General features: G+C 62.0%; 18 protein-coding genes. 4 read left to right on the top strand and 14 right to left on the bottom strand.

The genetic code is table 11. The features are described 5' to 3' along the window. Positions 1 to 3 precede the first annotated feature (3 nt). Positions 4 to 957 carry a peptidoglycan-binding domain-containing protein gene (locus tag AB8B31_RS05435; protein WP_439007408.1) on the bottom strand — a complete coding sequence of 318 codons (954 nt, stop codon included), beginning with the start codon at positions 955 to 957 and terminating at the stop codon, positions 4 to 6. Beyond that, positions 929 to 2,509: a sensor histidine kinase gene (locus AB8B31_RS05430; RefSeq protein WP_439007407.1), complete on the bottom strand. Its 1,581-nt coding sequence runs from the start codon at positions 2,507 to 2,509 to the stop codon at positions 929 to 931. The genes AB8B31_RS05435 and AB8B31_RS05430 overlap by 29 nt, the downstream gene beginning before the upstream one ends. Positions 2,510 to 2,921: 412 nt before the next feature. On the opposite strand from AB8B31_RS05430, the gene AB8B31_RS05425 reads away from it, so the two are divergent. Continuing rightward, positions 2,922 to 3,416, top strand: a complete 495-nt coding sequence (locus AB8B31_RS05425; RefSeq protein ID WP_018446244.1) for a DUF5330 domain-containing protein — start codon at positions 2,922 to 2,924, stop codon at positions 3,414 to 3,416. A gap of 362 nt (positions 3,417 to 3,778) precedes the next feature. Further along, positions 3,779 to 4,201 (top strand): SufE family protein, encoded by a 423-nt coding sequence (locus tag AB8B31_RS05420; protein WP_018446245.1) that lies wholly within the window; start codon positions 3,779 to 3,781, stop codon positions 4,199 to 4,201. A gap of 401 nt (positions 4,202 to 4,602) precedes the next feature. Here the strand turns inward: AB8B31_RS05420 and AB8B31_RS05415 are convergent, their stop codons facing one another. The 9 genes from AB8B31_RS05415 to AB8B31_RS05375 all read right to left on the bottom strand — a co-directional run bounded on the left by AB8B31_RS05415 (position 4,603) and on the right by AB8B31_RS05375 (position 11,822). Further along, positions 4,603 to 5,034, bottom strand: coding sequence for a MucR family transcriptional regulator (locus AB8B31_RS05415; RefSeq protein ID WP_003557810.1), 432 nt, complete (start codon positions 5,032 to 5,034; stop codon positions 4,603 to 4,605). Between the two features lie 440 nt (positions 5,035 to 5,474). Then, positions 5,475 to 5,807 carry a monovalent cation/H(+) antiporter subunit G gene (gene mnhG, locus AB8B31_RS05410; protein ID WP_439007406.1) on the bottom strand — a complete coding sequence of 111 codons (333 nt, stop codon included), beginning with the start codon at positions 5,805 to 5,807 and terminating at the stop codon, positions 5,475 to 5,477. Next, positions 5,804 to 6,154 carry a cation:proton antiporter gene (locus AB8B31_RS05405; protein WP_028733869.1) on the bottom strand — a complete coding sequence of 117 codons (351 nt, stop codon included), beginning with the start codon at positions 6,152 to 6,154 and terminating at the stop codon, positions 5,804 to 5,806. Before AB8B31_RS05405 ends, mnhG begins: the two co-directional genes overlap by 4 nt. Beyond that, complete coding sequence (locus AB8B31_RS05400) at positions 6,151 to 6,627, bottom strand: Na+/H+ antiporter subunit E (protein WP_018446248.1); 477 nt, start codon at positions 6,625 to 6,627, stop codon at positions 6,151 to 6,153. The genes AB8B31_RS05405 and AB8B31_RS05400 overlap by 4 nt, the downstream gene beginning before the upstream one ends. Continuing rightward, on the bottom strand, positions 6,624 to 8,192 hold the full coding sequence (locus tag AB8B31_RS05395; RefSeq protein ID WP_439007405.1) for a Na+/H+ antiporter subunit D: 1,569 nt from the start codon (positions 8,190 to 8,192) through the stop codon (positions 6,624 to 6,626). The genes AB8B31_RS05400 and AB8B31_RS05395 overlap by 4 nt, the downstream gene beginning before the upstream one ends. 67 nt (positions 8,193 to 8,259) lie before the next feature. Beyond that, complete coding sequence (locus AB8B31_RS05390) at positions 8,260 to 8,637, bottom strand: Na+/H+ antiporter subunit C (RefSeq protein ID WP_439007404.1); 378 nt, start codon at positions 8,635 to 8,637, stop codon at positions 8,260 to 8,262. Next, positions 8,637 to 9,056, bottom strand: a complete 420-nt coding sequence (locus AB8B31_RS05385; protein WP_427148862.1) for a Na(+)/H(+) antiporter subunit B — start codon at positions 9,054 to 9,056, stop codon at positions 8,637 to 8,639. The genes AB8B31_RS05390 and AB8B31_RS05385 overlap by 1 nt, the downstream gene beginning before the upstream one ends. 4 nt (positions 9,057 to 9,060) lie before the next feature. Then, positions 9,061 to 11,418 (bottom strand): putative monovalent cation/H+ antiporter subunit A, encoded by a 2,358-nt coding sequence (locus AB8B31_RS05380; RefSeq protein WP_439007403.1) that lies wholly within the window; start codon positions 11,416 to 11,418, stop codon positions 9,061 to 9,063. Between the two features lie 188 nt (positions 11,419 to 11,606). Beyond that, positions 11,607 to 11,822, bottom strand: coding sequence for a hypothetical protein (locus tag AB8B31_RS05375; protein WP_018241253.1), 216 nt, complete (start codon positions 11,820 to 11,822; stop codon positions 11,607 to 11,609). A 187-nt stretch (positions 11,823 to 12,009) separates the two neighbouring features. Here AB8B31_RS05375 and msrB point away from each other — a divergent pair, with 187 nt between their 5' ends. After that, positions 12,010 to 12,423, top strand: coding sequence for a peptide-methionine (R)-S-oxide reductase MsrB (gene msrB, locus AB8B31_RS05370; RefSeq protein ID WP_018241252.1), 414 nt, complete (start codon positions 12,010 to 12,012; stop codon positions 12,421 to 12,423). A 105-nt stretch (positions 12,424 to 12,528) separates the two neighbouring features. Further along, positions 12,529 to 13,056 carry a GNAT family N-acetyltransferase gene (locus AB8B31_RS05365; RefSeq protein WP_168297951.1) on the top strand — a complete coding sequence of 176 codons (528 nt, stop codon included), beginning with the start codon at positions 12,529 to 12,531 and terminating at the stop codon, positions 13,054 to 13,056. A gap of 20 nt (positions 13,057 to 13,076) precedes the next feature. Here the strand turns inward: AB8B31_RS05365 and AB8B31_RS05360 are convergent, their stop codons facing one another. The 3 genes from AB8B31_RS05360 to trhA all read right to left on the bottom strand — a co-directional run bounded on the left by AB8B31_RS05360 (position 13,077) and on the right by trhA (position 15,218). After that, positions 13,077 to 13,778 carry a pentapeptide repeat-containing protein gene (locus AB8B31_RS05360; protein WP_018446255.1) on the bottom strand — a complete coding sequence of 234 codons (702 nt, stop codon included), beginning with the start codon at positions 13,776 to 13,778 and terminating at the stop codon, positions 13,077 to 13,079. Between the two features lie 185 nt (positions 13,779 to 13,963). Beyond that, complete coding sequence (locus AB8B31_RS05355) at positions 13,964 to 14,515, bottom strand: GNAT family N-acetyltransferase (protein ID WP_018446256.1); 552 nt, start codon at positions 14,513 to 14,515, stop codon at positions 13,964 to 13,966. Between the two features lie 34 nt (positions 14,516 to 14,549). Further along, a complete protein-coding gene (gene trhA / locus AB8B31_RS05350; RefSeq protein ID WP_018446257.1) occupies positions 14,550 to 15,218 on the bottom strand; it encodes a PAQR family membrane homeostasis protein TrhA in 669 nt (222 codons plus the stop codon). Positions 15,219 to 15,248: the final 30 nt, after the last annotated feature.

Genomic DNA, 15,248 nt, shown 5'->3' with positions numbered 1-15,248 from the left:
CGGCTAGATCGCGCCGATTTCCTTGAGTTTCTTCAGCACCGCCTGGTTCGGCTCACCGTCTTCGGGCAGGTTGTAGTGCTTCTGAAAATGGCGGATGGCCGCGCGGGTCTGCTCGCCGGCGACGCCGTCGACACCGACATTGGCATAGGCCATGTTGGAAAGACCCTTCTGGATCTTCAGCACCAGATCGACATTGGTGATTTCGCTTGATGGAACCTGCTTTGCCGCTGATGGGGCCGTTTTGACCGTCTTTTCAGCGCTACGGATCGCCGCCGCCACCGGGTCTTCAGCCGCTGCCTTCGAGCTTACATCTTCGGGCGGCTTTTCGGCGGGCACGGTCGAGGGACCGGCTGCATCGGTCTTCAGCGCCGCCAGTACCTCCGGCGTCGGATCCCCGGTCTGGGTCATGCCGACGGTCTCCTCGAAGAAGAGAATGGCCGCACTGGTGCGCGGACCGATGATGCCGTCGGGTATGCCGTTATAGAGGCCGCGGCGCACCAGCTGCTGCTGGATGTCCATGACGAGCTGGCTCGGTTGCTGGCCGGGTGCGGCCGGCGCCGGTGTCGCGTTGGTGGTGGCGGTATCCTGCGGCCGCTCGATCCGGAACGTGGTGACGTCGCCCTGCTGCTCCTCGGCTAGGCGACGGGCGCCGAGCACGGTCGGAGACTGCGGATCGCGGGTGCGGAAGATCGGATGCGGATGCAGGCCCGGCTGATACCAGAGCGCATTGGCGGCAACGAAGGAGAAAATGACGGCGAAGGTGATCGTGCCGCCGGCGACCGACGGATTGCGGCCGATGACGCTGCCGAGCACGGAGGCGCTCTGCAAACCGAGCCCGCCCAGCACGGAGGCGCCCTGCAGGCCGAGTCCGCCGAGGGCGGCAGCGCCTGACATCAGAAGGCCCGGCTGCTGCCGTCCCCTTTTTCCCTTAGGCGATTTTCGCTTGCGCGCGGCCATCGAAACGCCCCTCTTCCAATTCTGCGCCTGTGTTGACCGCGCCCTTCAGCCGCGGCGGAAACTCGACGGTCGCGCCATGACCGGCGTCTTCGGCGTGCTGAGCACCCGAGCCGTCCATCGCGATCTCGATGGTGATGATCGTGCCTTCGCCCGGCTGGCTGGCGATGGCGAAATACCCGCCATGCAGCGCCACCAGCCCCTTGACCAGGGAGAGACCGAGGCCGGAGCCTTCGAACTGGCGGGTATAATCATTCTGGATCTGGACGAAGGGCTGGCCAAGCAATGCCAGCTTGTCGGCCGGGATGCCGATGCCGGTATCGCTGACCGTCAGCTTGAGGATGCCGTCGCGCGCTGCCGCATCGACCGAGACGACGCCGCCGGCCTCGGTGAACTTTATGGCATTGCCGACGAGGTTGATGAGGATCTGCTGGATGGCGCGCTGATCGGCGACAACCTCGCCGAGGCCGCGCTGGATACGGCTCGTCAGGGTGAGGCCCTTGGTCTTGGCCTGCAAGGCCAGCATCGATTCGCAGGATTTGACGGAGCTTGATATATCGAAGGCTTCGAGGATAAGCTCGTAGCGACCGGCTTCGATCTTGCTCATATCGAGCATGGTGTTGACGACGGACAGCAGATGCGCGCCGGATTCGCGGACCAGGCCGACATATTCGCGCTGGCGGTCGTTTTCAAACTTGCCGAAATATTCGCCGATCAGGATATCGGAAAAACCGAGAATGGCGTTCAGCGGCGTGCGCAGCTCATGGCTGACGGCGGCGAGGAAGCGTGACTTGGCGTCGTTTGCCGATTCGGCATCCGCCGCGCGGTTCTGGGCTTCGTCACGCAGCTGCTGCTCGACGGAGACGTCGCGCAGCTGGGCAATGATGGCGGCAAGTTCGCCATCGGCATCGCGCCGGGCCGTCATGTCCATTCGGAGATAAGCGAACTGGCGTTGATCGCGCGAGACCGAGGGCCGGTCGATGCGCAGATCGACGCTCTGAGCATCCTCGCCCCGGCGCAGGTCATCAAGCGCCTGCAGGAAAAGGATGCGGTCGGAGACATGCACCTGCTCGAGGAAGCCCCTGCCCTTGGGATCGCGCATCCAGGCGACGAAATCGCGGCGGTCGCGACCGCCGACCGTCGCCACACTGCCGTGCGGGTCGAGGAAGAAGACGAGGCCCGGGGTGGCGGCAAGGAAGAAATCCTCAGCCGACTGCGTGGCGATACCGGCCGACGAACCCTGACGGGCGAGCGCGATGCTGCCGACGGCGGAAAAGAGAAAGGCGGCGCAGACCATGGCGACACCCGCCGGCAAGGCGACGGCAGGACTGGTGACCGCCGAAAGGCCGATGGGCGCGGCAACGAGAGCGGCCGACGAGAACAGTACGAGGCGGCGCAGGATCGCGAGCTCGCGTTGGCGCACGGCTTCACCGCCGCCCGTCCGGGAGAGCCAGCTTGTCGCTGCCCGGTCTACGAGGGCCGTCATCCTGCCGCCAATGTTACTCAATACACGCACGCAATACCCGCCCGAAAGGCTGTCGATCGATCCGGACAATAGGCCTTGGCGACTTAAAGAAAGGATAAGGCAAAAGCGCTGTTCACAGGCTGAAACGGCCGAAATTCCCGTTTTGAAGCATCTGGAAGGCTCTTTGCCTTTTGTGGTTAATAGGGGGTAAGCGACGGATTTTCCTCATATTTCAGCATTGCGTTAACTCCTGTGGCAAGGCGAGCCGGCAAAAGTCCTGCAATTGCAAGCAGGTGCTGCCCTGATGCTTAACGGCGATCGCTCGCATTCGACTAAAATGTCCCTCAAATACCGTTCGCTAAAATTTGAACTAAATTTGCCGCAAATGCGCGTGAGTTTCGAAAAGCGGCATTCGCAACTTGGCGGTAGGGTGAAAACACACCGGACAACCGGCCTGATTCGGCGACAAGAACCGGACGGGGAAACAGGATGGGCGACAACAATGTGGTTTCTGATCAAAGGATCCTTCTGGTTTGGCCTCGTGCTCGTGCTTCTTTCCGTCTTCAGCACGGAGAGTTCCGACAAGCTCGCCAACGGCCCGCAATTGCAGCTTTCCGACGCGTTCACGGCGGCAAGCGGCGCTTATGACTATTTGACCGGCATGTGCTCGGAGAAGCCCGAAGTCTGCGCCAAGGGCAGCGAGACCCTCACCGCGCTCGGCTACCGGGCCCGTGAAGGTGCCCGTGTTGCTTACGAACTTCTCGACAGCCAGTTCAAGGACGAGGCGCCGGCGACCGCAAGGCTTGGCGAACCGCAGATGCCGGTGGCGCTCAACATGCCTTCCCTCACCCCGCCTGCCATCCAGGAAAAGGTGCGCGAGGCAAAGGCTGCGCTCAACCAGCCGATGCCTTACCGTCCGCCGGTCGAAGATGATGCCGCAGCCGAGACGGTGGTAACAGGCGCAATTCCGCTGCCGACGCCGAAGCCGGCGATCTGACGATATTTTTCGCGGGCATTCGTCCGCAATACCTTTCGGTTTATAGCTTGCATCGGTGGTCCGCATGACGCGGAGATACCCCATGCCTGACGTGCCTGCCCTGTTTAATTCAGCATGTTGCTGCGCCGTGAGGATGCCCATCCCTCACGGCGTTTTTCTATCTTAGTTTACGCAATTCCCGGCAAAACCGCTTCGCGCTTTGCCTGGGAAAATCGCTTCACACTTTCCCTGGAATTGCTTTAGCGGTTCAAATCCGCCGGTCTTTCACCTATATGCACTTGTAGAGCATTTCCTGACGCATTCCGGACGCAAAACCGCTGCGCACTTTTGCTGGAACTGCTTTAACAGTGAAAGGCTTCTCCATGGCATCCCTCGACCAGATCATCGACGACTTCGCTTTCCTGGACGATTGGGAAGACCGTTACCGCTATGTCATCGAACTCGGCAAGGCACTGCCCGACTTGGCCGAGGAGAAACGCACCTCCGAGAACAAGGTGATGGGCTGCGCCAGCCAGGTCTGGCTGGTGACGCATACGACAGGCGATCCCGACGACCCGGTCATGAGCTTCGAGGGTGATTCCGACGCCCATATCGTGCGCGGCCTCGTCGCCATCGTGCTTGCCACCTATTCCGGCAAGATGGCATCCGAGATCGCCGGGCTCGATGCCTTCGAGATATTCTCGAAGATCGGCCTGGTGGAGAACCTCTCATCGCAGCGCTCGAACGGACTGCGCTCGATGGTGAACAGGATCCGCGAAGAGGCAAGGGTCCGCGCCGCGGCTTGACCGCGATGATGGCTGATCGGCTTTCAGAGCCACAGCCGATCGATTCCGGCAGCGCCTGCCTTGGCATGCCGAATACATTAACACTTGCTGATAGTATAGGAATACATTCTAAGCCTGTCGGCAAAGCATAAGACAGGGTCGCTCACACTATCTTGGCGCCCGTCCGAATCATCTGCGAAGGCCTGAATACCAGCGCGGTTCAGCTTTTGATTGAACCACAGGATCGCTTCAACCTTTCGCTTTAGCCGATTCCCGGCAAAACCGCTTCGCGCTTTGCCTGGGAAAACCGTTTCGCACTTTCCTGACTGGCTCCATCGAGATTATTTTCCTCGCCTTGAAAAGGCGCACAAAAAAGCCGGGCACAAGACCCGGCTTTTTGTCGTCGATGCTTTCGAAAAAGCTCAGCCGCGGCCGCGCTTGCGGCGCTGCCCGAGGCCCATCTCCTTTGCCAGGCGCGAACGCGCTTCGGCATAAGCGGGCGCTACCATCGGGTAATCGGTCGGCAGGTCCCACTTCTCGCGGTATTCTTCCGGCGAGAGGCTGTGATGCGTCATCAGGTGACGCTTGAGGGACTTGAAGTTGCCGCCGCATTCCAAACATGTGATCTGCTCGTCCTGTACGGACTTGCGGACAGAAACTGCAGGCTTCTGCTTTTCGACGATCGCCGCAGCAGGCTGCGGTACGGACGTGTTGCTCAGTGCCGAATGCACGTCGGAAATCAGATTGGCCAGGTCGCTGACCGGTACAACATGGTTGCTGACATAGGCCGCGACAATGTCGGCTGTCAGTTCCACAAGCAGCTCCGGCGCATTGCCGGTCGCTATATCCGTCATATTTTTTCTCCTGTTAGCATGCTCAAACGGCCTTTGACTGACACGCCAAAGACCCGCCTCGTAGAAGCGAACAGCAAAAGCGCAGGAATCGACCTTCTGTTTCGAAAAACGCGAAATCCACCCCTAGATTCCGAAGAGCGTAACCTGTTCTTATACTGCCTGACCGGAAACCACTACGTCATGCTCCAGGCGATGGCCTCAGTTTAGACATTAAAAATCAAAACTGAGGGACTTGGAAGCAGTACGATTGTAATTCACAATCAGAACTCTACTTGCATTTTCAAATACCATCGTTTGGTCGAAACGCCAATTATTATTTGTCGTTTTTCTTGAGAAAAAATGACAGATGAAGAATTGAGGGGCTCTCCGGCAAGCTTTACTCACAGCTTCCTGTGCATAAGTTTTGCATAAATCTGGTAAAGTTGCCGAACAGCATAGGCTCAACGATCCCTGATATCGTCACGAACCGAGAGCGCATCGAGATCATATCCCGAGCGATGGGCAGCTTTGGCAAGCAGATGGGCAGACACCGGCGCCGTCAGCAGCAAAAAGATAAAGCCGGCGATGGCACGGGCGAGAATCGCCGCATCTTGCGAATAGAGGCCGGCGGCGAGGAGCAACAGGCCGGAGCCGACAGTCCCCGCCTTCGAGGCCGAGTGCATGCGGGTGTAGAGATCGGGCAGCCTGACCAGGCCGATCGCCGCCGCAAGTGCGAAGAGCGCGCCGACGAGGAGCAGCAAGGCGGTGATGGCAGCCACGATATAGTCGATCATCGCTTCTTGCCCCCTGCCCGCTTTTGCGTGTTGCCGTTTGCCGCAGTTGCGGACGGCTTCGATGTGATGTTGCCGCGCGACAGCACGAATCGGGCGAAGGCGACAGTCGCCAGGAAACCGACGAGGCCGAGCGAGATGGCGATATCGATATAGAGCGAAAAGCCGGTCTTGACCGCGATGACGGCGATGAAACCGATGGCGATGCCGGTCAGCATGTCGAGGGCGAGGATTCGGTCCGGCAATGTCGGGCCGGCAACGACGCGCCAGACGGCGAGGATCAGCGCCAGGCCGAGGATGACGAGTGCGGCCGAGGATGCGACCGCGACGATGGCGGCAGGTGTGATCACCGGAAGGCCTCCATGATCTTGCGTTCGAAACCGTTGGCGATATCGCGCTTGGTCGCCTCGGGATCGGAACAATCGAGCGCGTGAACATAGAGCGTGCGGCGATCTGTGGAGACGTCGACCGAAAGCGTGCCGGGTGTCAGCGTGATGAGGTTTGCCAGCAAAGTGATCTCAAAATCGCTCGTCACCGTCAAAGGGAAGGCGAAGATGCCGGGTTTCAGCTTCATATCGGGCGAGAGGACGGTGACCGTGACCCTCCAGGCCGACAGCGACAATTCCTTCAAGAACAGCGCGGCGAGCGAGAGAACCGGGCGGACGCGAGGGATATGATACCCCTTGCCGCGGAAGGATTCGCGGATGATGACCAGCGCCAAGGCCCCGAGCAGGACGCCGAGGACGAGATTGTGCAGCGAGGCGCTGCCGGTAACAGTGAGCCAGGCAATGGCAAGCAGCAGGTTGAAGAGGAAGAAGATCACGGCACGCCTCCTTCCGGGAAGACCGAATGAAGATAGGCCTCTGGATCGGCAAGGCCGGCGGCGGCCGATTGCGACAGCGCCAGCAGCTGTTCCGGCACGATCCCGAAGCCGACGACCAGCGCTGTCAACGCGGCGAGCGGCAGGCCCGTGCGCCACCTGGCCCCAGACGCCACCAGGACTGTCGGCGTCAGGCCTATCGGTGCCGGGCGCCAATAGGCGAGCAGGAAGAGACGGCCGAAGGCGATCGTCGTCAGAAAACCGCCGACGAGGATCGAGGCCGCCAGCCACCAAGCGCCGAGATCGAGCGAGGCCTTGACGAGAATGACTTTCGGCCAGAAGCCGGAAAAGGGCGGCAGACCACAGGCGGCAAGGAAGAGCACGAGAGAGAGAGCGGTGAAGCCGCCGCTTTGCCGATAGAGCCCGCCGAGGGCCGACAGCGAAAAGCCGCCGCCGCGCCGGGCGATCTCCCCGGCGGCAAGATAAAGCGCCGTCATCAGCACCATGGAATGGAGCGCATAGAAGACCGCACCGCTGATGCCGCCGAGCCCGCCGAGGGCGACGCCGGCAAGCATGTTGCCGATGCCCGATATGACGATATAGCCGAACAGCCTGCGAATATCGTTTTCGGCAAGCGCGCCGAGAGCGCCGACGAGAATGGTCGCGGCGGCGGCGAGCGCGATCACCAGGCTCAACTCCTGGCGTTCCACCGGCAGCAGCATGACCATCACCCGGATCAGCGCGTAGATGCCGACCTTGGTGAGCAGGCCGGCAAACAGAGCGGACACGGTGATGCGCGGCGTATGGTAGGCGGCGGGCAGCCAGAAATTGACCGGGAAGGCCGCCGCCTTCATGCCGAAGGCGAGCAGGAAGAGGCTTGCCAGCGTCATCAGCGGCGCCGTGCCGCGCAAATCCCTCGCCCGTCCCGCGATATCGGCCATGTTGAGCGTGCCGAAGGCGGCATAGAGGATGCCGACGCCGACCAGGAACAGGGTCGTGGCGATGAGATTGAGCACGGCATATTTCAGCGCGCCGTCGATCTGCTCACGTTCGGAACCAAGGATGATCAACCCGAAGGAGGAGATCAGCAGCACCTCGAACCAGACATAGAGATTGAAGATATCACCGGTGAGAAAGGCGCCGGTGACGCCGGCCATCAGCAGCATGAGCAGCGGGAAGAAGCCGTATCGCCGGCCGCTTTCGCCAATATCGGCCAGCGCATAGATGCTAGCGGCGAGCGCGGCAAGGGCTGCGGTGAAGGCCATCAGCCCACTGAGGAGATCGACGGTGAAGGCGATGCCGAACGGCGGCAGCCAGCGGCCCATGACCATGGTCAGCGGCCCCTCGGCCGCGACCTTGGCGAGCAGTGCCGCATTGATCAGCGCCAGCGCCGCAAGGCCAGGGATGGCAAGCCAGGCCTGCAGGCGGGGATAGCCGCGCAGCATCAGCAGGACGGCGCCGAGCGTGATGCAATGGGCGACCGGCAGGATGGCGAGCCAATGCCCGATGGGCACCGGGGCGGTGATCAGGGCGGCGGAGAGATCGACGGTAGAGGTGGGGGCGGCCATCAGATGGCGCCTCCGCTATCGCGAGAGAGGGCTTGCCATGGGTTGAGCATCCGCACCAACATCCGCCTCAATATCCCAATGGCGGCAGCGGCCGGTCGTCGGGCTCGGCGGCGCGCATTTCGCTGGTGTTGTCGGTGCCGAGGTCCTGATATGCGCGGTAGGTCAGCACCAGCAGGAAGGCAAGGAACGAAAAGGAGATGACGATCGCCGTGAGGATGAGGGCCTGCGGCAACGGGTTGGCCGTGCCTGCGGGCAAGCTGTCGAGACCCGCCGGGATGATCGGCGGCACCTCGCGCGTCAGCCGGCCGCAGGTAAAGAGCAGGAGGTTGACAGCATTGCCGAGGATGGCGATGCCGAGCATGATCCGGATCGAGAATTTCGACAGCATCAGGTAGATGGCGGCGGCAAAGAACAGGCCGACGAGGATCGCGAGAAGCGGCTCCATCATTCCACCTCCTTTTCTTCGAGCGCCAGTGCGATCGAGGTGATGGCGCCGAGCACGACGAGATAGACGCCGACATCGAAGAGCATGACGCTGGACAGCGGCACCTCGGTGCCGAAAAGCGTCGGATAGATCCAGAGGCCGGTCATGAAGGGAACGGCAAACAGGATGGAGACAAGACCGGCCGCCGTCGACAGGAGCAAGCCAAAGCCGGCAATCGACAGCGGATGGAAAAACAGCGCGCGGCGAACGGCGCCAACGCCGCGGGCAATGCCGTAGATCGCCAGTCCCGAGGCAGCGATCAGCCCGCCGATGAAGCCGCCGCCCGGCTCGTTATGGCCGCGTAGCAGCACGAAGACGGAAAAAAGCAGCATCAGCGCGGTGAGGAACGGGGCGACGGTGCGGAAGATGAGGGTGTTCACGCGATCAGCCCTCCGCCGCGGGATCATTGGCGGCAAGCTTGCGCTCGCTGCCGGCGCGGATGCGGATCAGCGCCAGGATGGCAAGGCCGGTGACCGCCACAACGGCGATTTCGCCGAGCGTGTCGGTGCCGCGGAAATCGACGATGATGACGTTGACGACATTGGCGCCATGGGCGATCGATTTGGAATAGGCGTTGAAGAAAGCCGTCAGCGCGTCGTTGAACGGCGCCTGCGTCGCCCGCATCAGCAAAAGCGTGAAGCCGAGGCCGCAGGCGAGCGCCAGCGCACCGTCGAAGAGCTTGCGGCCGAGCGGCCGCCGATCGGCGGGCGAGAGACGGAGCCTGGTCATGACCAAGGCAAGGATCACCACCGAAAGGGTTTCGACCATGAACTGGGTGAAGGACAGGTCCGGCGCGCCGAACAACAGGAAGATGATGGCGACGGCGAAGCCCTGGATACCGAGCGAGACGATCGCCGTCAGCCGATCGCGGGCGACGAGCACGGCGGCAAGGCCGAAGGCGGCGATCAGGAAGACCGCCCATTCATGGAGCCTGACATCGGCCGGCCAGGCCGGAGGGCGCGGCAGTTCGCCATAGACGACGAGCGGGACGATGAGGATGGCGGCGACGCAAAGGAAGGTGCAGGTGACATAGATCTCCAGCCGCCCCGGCTGGAGCACACGCATGAGGCGGCCGGCGAAGCGGACAAGGCCCGATATGGCAAGGTCGAAACCGTGATCCGGCCCGCGCCCGGCCGCATGCAAGAAGACGGCCATCAGGAAACGGGCGCGCGCGAGCTGCCAGTAGACGCCGATACCAAGCAGCACGGTCAGGGCGGAGAGCGCCAGAGGCAGGCCGATATGCGGCGTCAGCGAAATATCGATCTCGACGGGTGTCTGGCGGATGGCGGAGGCGATCGGCGAGGACAGGACGGTGTGGGTGAAGGTCGAAAAGATCGCCGCGAGCAGGCCGAGGACGGCGAGAACGGCCGGGCCGAGCCAAAGCAGGACGGGCGCTTCGTGCGGAGGTTTCGGCGTCTCCACCGGCTGACCGAGGAAGGGTTTCAGCGCCACGGCAAAGGCGACGGCAAACATCAGCGCATTGCCGAAGACGGTTATGGCGGTAAAGGTGAGTGCGCGGACATCGCCGCCGACGAGTGCCGTATAGATCTCCTCCTTGGCGAGGAAGCCGAAGAAGGGCGGCAGGCCGGCCATCGACAAGGCCGCCGCAAGTGCGATCATCCAGGTGAGCGGCATCGCCCGCATCAGGCCACGCAGCCTGGTAATGTCGCGCGTGCCGGTTTCGTGATCGATGATGCCGGCGACCATGAAGAGCGCGCCCTTGAAGAGCGAATGCGCCACCAGATAGAGCGCCGCCGCCTCGACCGCATGGTCAGAGCCGAAGCCGATCAGCATGACGAGCAGGCCGAGCGAGGAGACGGTGGTATAGGCGAGCTTGAGCTTCAGGTCGGTCTGGCGGATGGCAAGCGCGGTGCCGACCACCAGCGTCAGCCCGCCGAAGAAGGGCAGTAGGATCTCCCAGGGGGGCGTCGCCCCCATGACGGGATTGAGCCGCATCAGCAGATAGACGCCCGCCTTCACCATCGTCGCCGAATGCAGGTAGGCGGAAACCGGCGTCGGCGCCTCCATGGCGTTCGGCAGCCAAAAATGGAAGGGAAATTGCGCCGACTTGGTGAAGGCGCCGCCCAGGACCAGAAGGAGGGCTGCGAGATAGAACGGGCTTTCGCGCACGACATCGCCCGTTCCCATGAGCCGCGACATCTCAGTGACGCCTGAGATATTCCAGAGCAACAGCAGACCGGCCAACAGGCAGAGCCCTCCCCCGCCGGTCACAACAAGCGCCTGCAGGGCTGCGCGGCGAGCCGCCGCACGCTCGTGATCGAAGCCGATCAGCAGGAAGGAAGTGATCGACGTCAGCTCCCAGAAGACGAAGAGCATCAGGAAACTGTCGGAAACGACGACGCCGAGCATCGCGCCCATGAAGAGGAAGATGAAGGAGAAGAAGCGGCCCTGATCCTTGTGTCCTTTGAGGTAGCCGCCGGCATAAAGCACGATCAGGGTGCCGATACCGGTGATCAGCAGTGCGAAAACCAGCGACAGGCCGTCGAGGAACCAGGAGAAGGAGAGATGAAAGCTCGGCACCCAGGAATAGCCGCCGGTGACGACCTCGCCGCGCGCGATCTTGGGAATGAAACGCAGGAAATGCAGGAAGGCGAGCAAGGGAGCGATCGCTAGGAGCCAGGCACCGTTTGCGCCGAAGATGCGGATCACGAAGGGGGCAGCAAGAGCGCCGACGAGCGGCAGACACAGGGCCAGAAATGTCAGAGCCGTGACATCGGCCATGTCCCCTCCTCTACTGCATAATTCAAAATGTTACAGTTCTTTGCACGTCCGACAAGGCGCGCGGCGCTGTAAAGGCAACAGACGAAAAGCCGGAGAAAATCGGCCTGTCTTCTGGCTTAGGCGAAACGGGGGAGCGTCTCAAGTGATTTCGGCCGCAGGCCGCACTGCATGGCGGTGTTCGAAGTCGATCAGGCCATCGATCGGGAGAGACGCGACAGCAGCCGGGCGATGCAACCGTGCAGGATGAAGACCACAAGCGTCAGCGGCCAGAGCAGGCAGGCGAAGAGTCCGGCGAGACGATGGAGCGTAAAGCCGTCATGGTTGGCCCAGCCTTCCAACAGCGTGACCGCCATGGCGGCCACGGCCACCAGGCCGTAGAGCAGGACGATTGCTGCCTCAAACACCAGTGATTCTCCAATGCACGTAACATTAACCCTAACAGAAAACCCCTAACGGATGTAAAAGCAAGCGTCTTCCTCCAATTGCGGTATGCCGCCAATCTGATGGCGCGGCGCTGGAGACTTGATGAAGTGAACGCGGCGCACCACATTTTGCGCAAACGGAACCGCCCCTCGGCGAAAGGAGCACCTCATGTCCGAAACTGCGACCACCGCCAAGATCCACAAAACCGATGACGAATGGAAAGAGCAGCTCACCCCCGAGCAATACCGCATCACGCGCCAGCACGGTACCGAACGCGCCTTTACCGGCCCCTACTGGGACTCCTTCGAGACAGGGCTTTACCGCTGCGTCGGCTGTAATGCGCCGCTTTTCCGCTCCGACACGAAATTCGATGCCGGCTGCGGCTGGCCGAGCTATTTCGAAGCAGTGTCGCCCGAAGCGGTGACGGAGCATCGCGACACGGCCTTTGGCATGGTGCGCACCGAAATCCGTTGCGGCAGCTGCGAAGCCCATCTCGGCCACGTCTTTCCCGACGGGCCACCACCGACCGGCCTGCGCTACTGCATCAACGGCCATTCCATGGTGTTCGAGCCCGGGAAGTAGGCGCGCAGCCCCGCAATCGGCAAGCGGCCCATTCCGATGTGATGGGCCGCTGACTTCCTCCGTCGTAGACGCTATCGACGGATCGGCGATACCAGGAGAAGGCCGATGGCGCGCGATATCCTGAAGACCGAGCGGCTGACGCTGCGGGAGATCACGCCTGCCGACCTGCCGTTTCTCCACCGCATTTTCGGCGATGCCGAATGCATGCGGTATTACCCCGGTATCAAGAGTTTCGACGAAACCGCGCGCTGGTTCCAGAGGCTCGCCCTCGACAGTTATACCAGTCACGGCTTCGGCCTCTGGGCGGTGACGGACCGGCAGAGCGGCACATTGCTCGGCGATTGCGGCATCACGCTGCAGGAAACCTCCGCGGGCCTGGAACCCGAGATCGGCTATCATCTGTGGCGCGACCATTGGGGCAAGGGCTATGCGATCGAGGCGGCCGCCGCCTGCCGCGACCACGCGCTTCATGCCCTTGGCCTTGCGCGCATCGTCTCCATCGTCAGGCCCGACAACATTCCCTCGCAACGTGTTGCGGAGCGGGTGCACCGGCGGCGGGAAACATTCGCCAAAACGGGAAGCCCCGATGGCGGCATAATGGAATTCTACCTCTACATCACGGACCGGACATAGAGCGGTTCAGACCCGCCTGGTTACTCGCGCTCGGCTGGACAGGGCCAGGTCGTCGGGGCGGAGAGGCCGGCCGGCAGCTTGGTCGAGGCATCGCCGCAGGCAAGGTCGATCTGGGCCTGTTCGAGCCCTGCAGCGGCCGAGAGGTCAAGGCCTTCGATGCGCGTGAGGAACATGAAGGCGCGATCGAACATCGGCGTGGTTTCGAAGGTCGCGCCGGAGAGATCGGCACGGGAGAGATTGGCGAACGAGAATTTCGCACCCGTCAGTACCGCTTTGTCGAAGTCGGCGCGGCCGAGCTCGGCCTTTTCGAAGCTCGTGCCGGCGAGCTGGGCGCCGGCGAAATTGGCGCGCTGCAGCTCGGCGCCGGCAAAGGAAGCGCCATCGGCGGCGATATTGGCGAAGCTGGAGCGATAGGCCTCGATCTTGGCGAAATTGGCGCCTTCAGCGTGCGCGCCCTCGAGTGAGGCGCGCACCAGCGTCGCTTTCTCCAGATTGGCGGATTTGAAGTTGGCGCCAGCGAGATCGGTCAGCGAGAAATCGGTGCCGACGAGATTGGCGCCTTCGAGATCACTGCCCTGCAGCATCAGGTTCTTCTTGGTGCATTCCTGCCAGTCGAGCTTCGGCGAGGCCATGCTGCCGCAATCGGCGGCCCGGGCTACAACCGGCGGAAATGCCAGAAGGACGAGGGCAAGGAGACCGAGCGACGATCTTTGCATTGCCATTGAACTATACACCCCCATGACGCTTACATGACGCTTTCAAGGCCGCCTTCCGCGAAGCAGACTGCGTCCACATTCTTACACAGCTCAGACTACAATAAAAAGATGGTGCGCGCCGTTCACAATGGCTTTGCCTGATGGGTCTGGGGCTTTGCCTGATCAGTCTGGGGCTTTGCCAGGCAGGTGGGTCAACCCGCCTTGCCGGGCAAGCGAAGTTCCATGCAAGTCAGGTCCAGCCAGCGGCCGAATTTGGTGCCGACCTCGGAAAATCTGCCGGCGATGCGGAAACCGAGCTTTTCGTGCAGCCTGACCGAGGCGGTATTGTCAGCCTCGATACCGGCGATCATCACATGGATGTTGCCGGCCGCAGCACGCGCGATCAATTCCCGCATCAGCCGCTCGCCGATGCCGGCACCGCGGCAATCCTTGTCGACATAGACGGAATGCTCGACCGTATGGCGGTAGCCGTCGAAGGCCCGCCAGTCGCCATAGGAGGCGTAGCCTGCGACCTTGCCCGACATTTCGGCGACGATCACCGGAAAGCCCCGCGCCTTGCGCGCCCTGAACCATTCCAGCCGATTTTCGAGATCGACCAGCGTGTCGTTCCAGATCGCCGTCGTGTGCTCAACAGCGTGATTGTAGATATCGCGGATGGCGGAAAGATCGGCTTCGGTGGCGTCGCGGAGGAGGACAGCGTCAGTCATGATTGCCCGGTTCGTATTGTCTGTGAAAGGCGGCATACGCCCGACCCCGACAGATGTAAACGACCGTCGTTCAGAGGCCCGGCGCCGACAGGCTGAAGCAAGTGAAGACGGCCGAATAATGCACGGCTGCGGCGGTGACGACGAAACCATGCCAGATGGCGTTTTGAAAGCGCAGCTTCTCCCAGACATGGAAAATGACGCCGAGCGAATAGATGACGCCGCCGATGACGATCAGCAGCATCGAGGCGGAGGGAATGCGCGAAGCGACAGGCCCGGCCACCAGCACGCCGCTCCAGCCCATAGCGAGATAAAGCAGGATGGCAAATCGGTCGTAACGCCCGGGGAAGACGCATTTCAGGACAATGCCGACGGCGGCGAACAGCCAGATCGCGACCAGCATGAACAAGAGCAGCGGGTCGTCGGCGCCGCGTTCGAGGAAGGGCGTGTAGGTGGCGGCGATCAGCAGGAAGATCGCCGAATGATCGAAGCGGCGCAGAAACCATTTCGTGCGCGAGACCGGCCAGGCGTTGTAGGAAAAGGAAATGGCAAGTGTCAGCACCAGCCCGACGCCATAGATCCAGGCGGCGGCGAGCGCGCCGTAGGAACTCCAGACCGTGGCGTAGAAAATCAGCACGGTGGCGCCGATCAGCGCCAGCACGAGGCCGACGCCATGGACGATACCGTCGGCGATCAGTTCGTATCTATCATAAGCCCAGCGAATGCCGTTGAACTCGGCCATGCACGCCAATCCGTTTCATACCCCGATTGC

The organism is Rhizobium sp. 62_C5_N11_2 (assembly GCF_051811185.1).
GTDB classification, from domain to species: Bacteria; Pseudomonadota; Alphaproteobacteria; order Rhizobiales; family Rhizobiaceae; genus Rhizobium; species Rhizobium leguminosarum.
The sequence above is the reverse complement of the archived record's forward strand: the minus strand, read 5'-3'. Positions and strand labels throughout refer to the sequence as shown.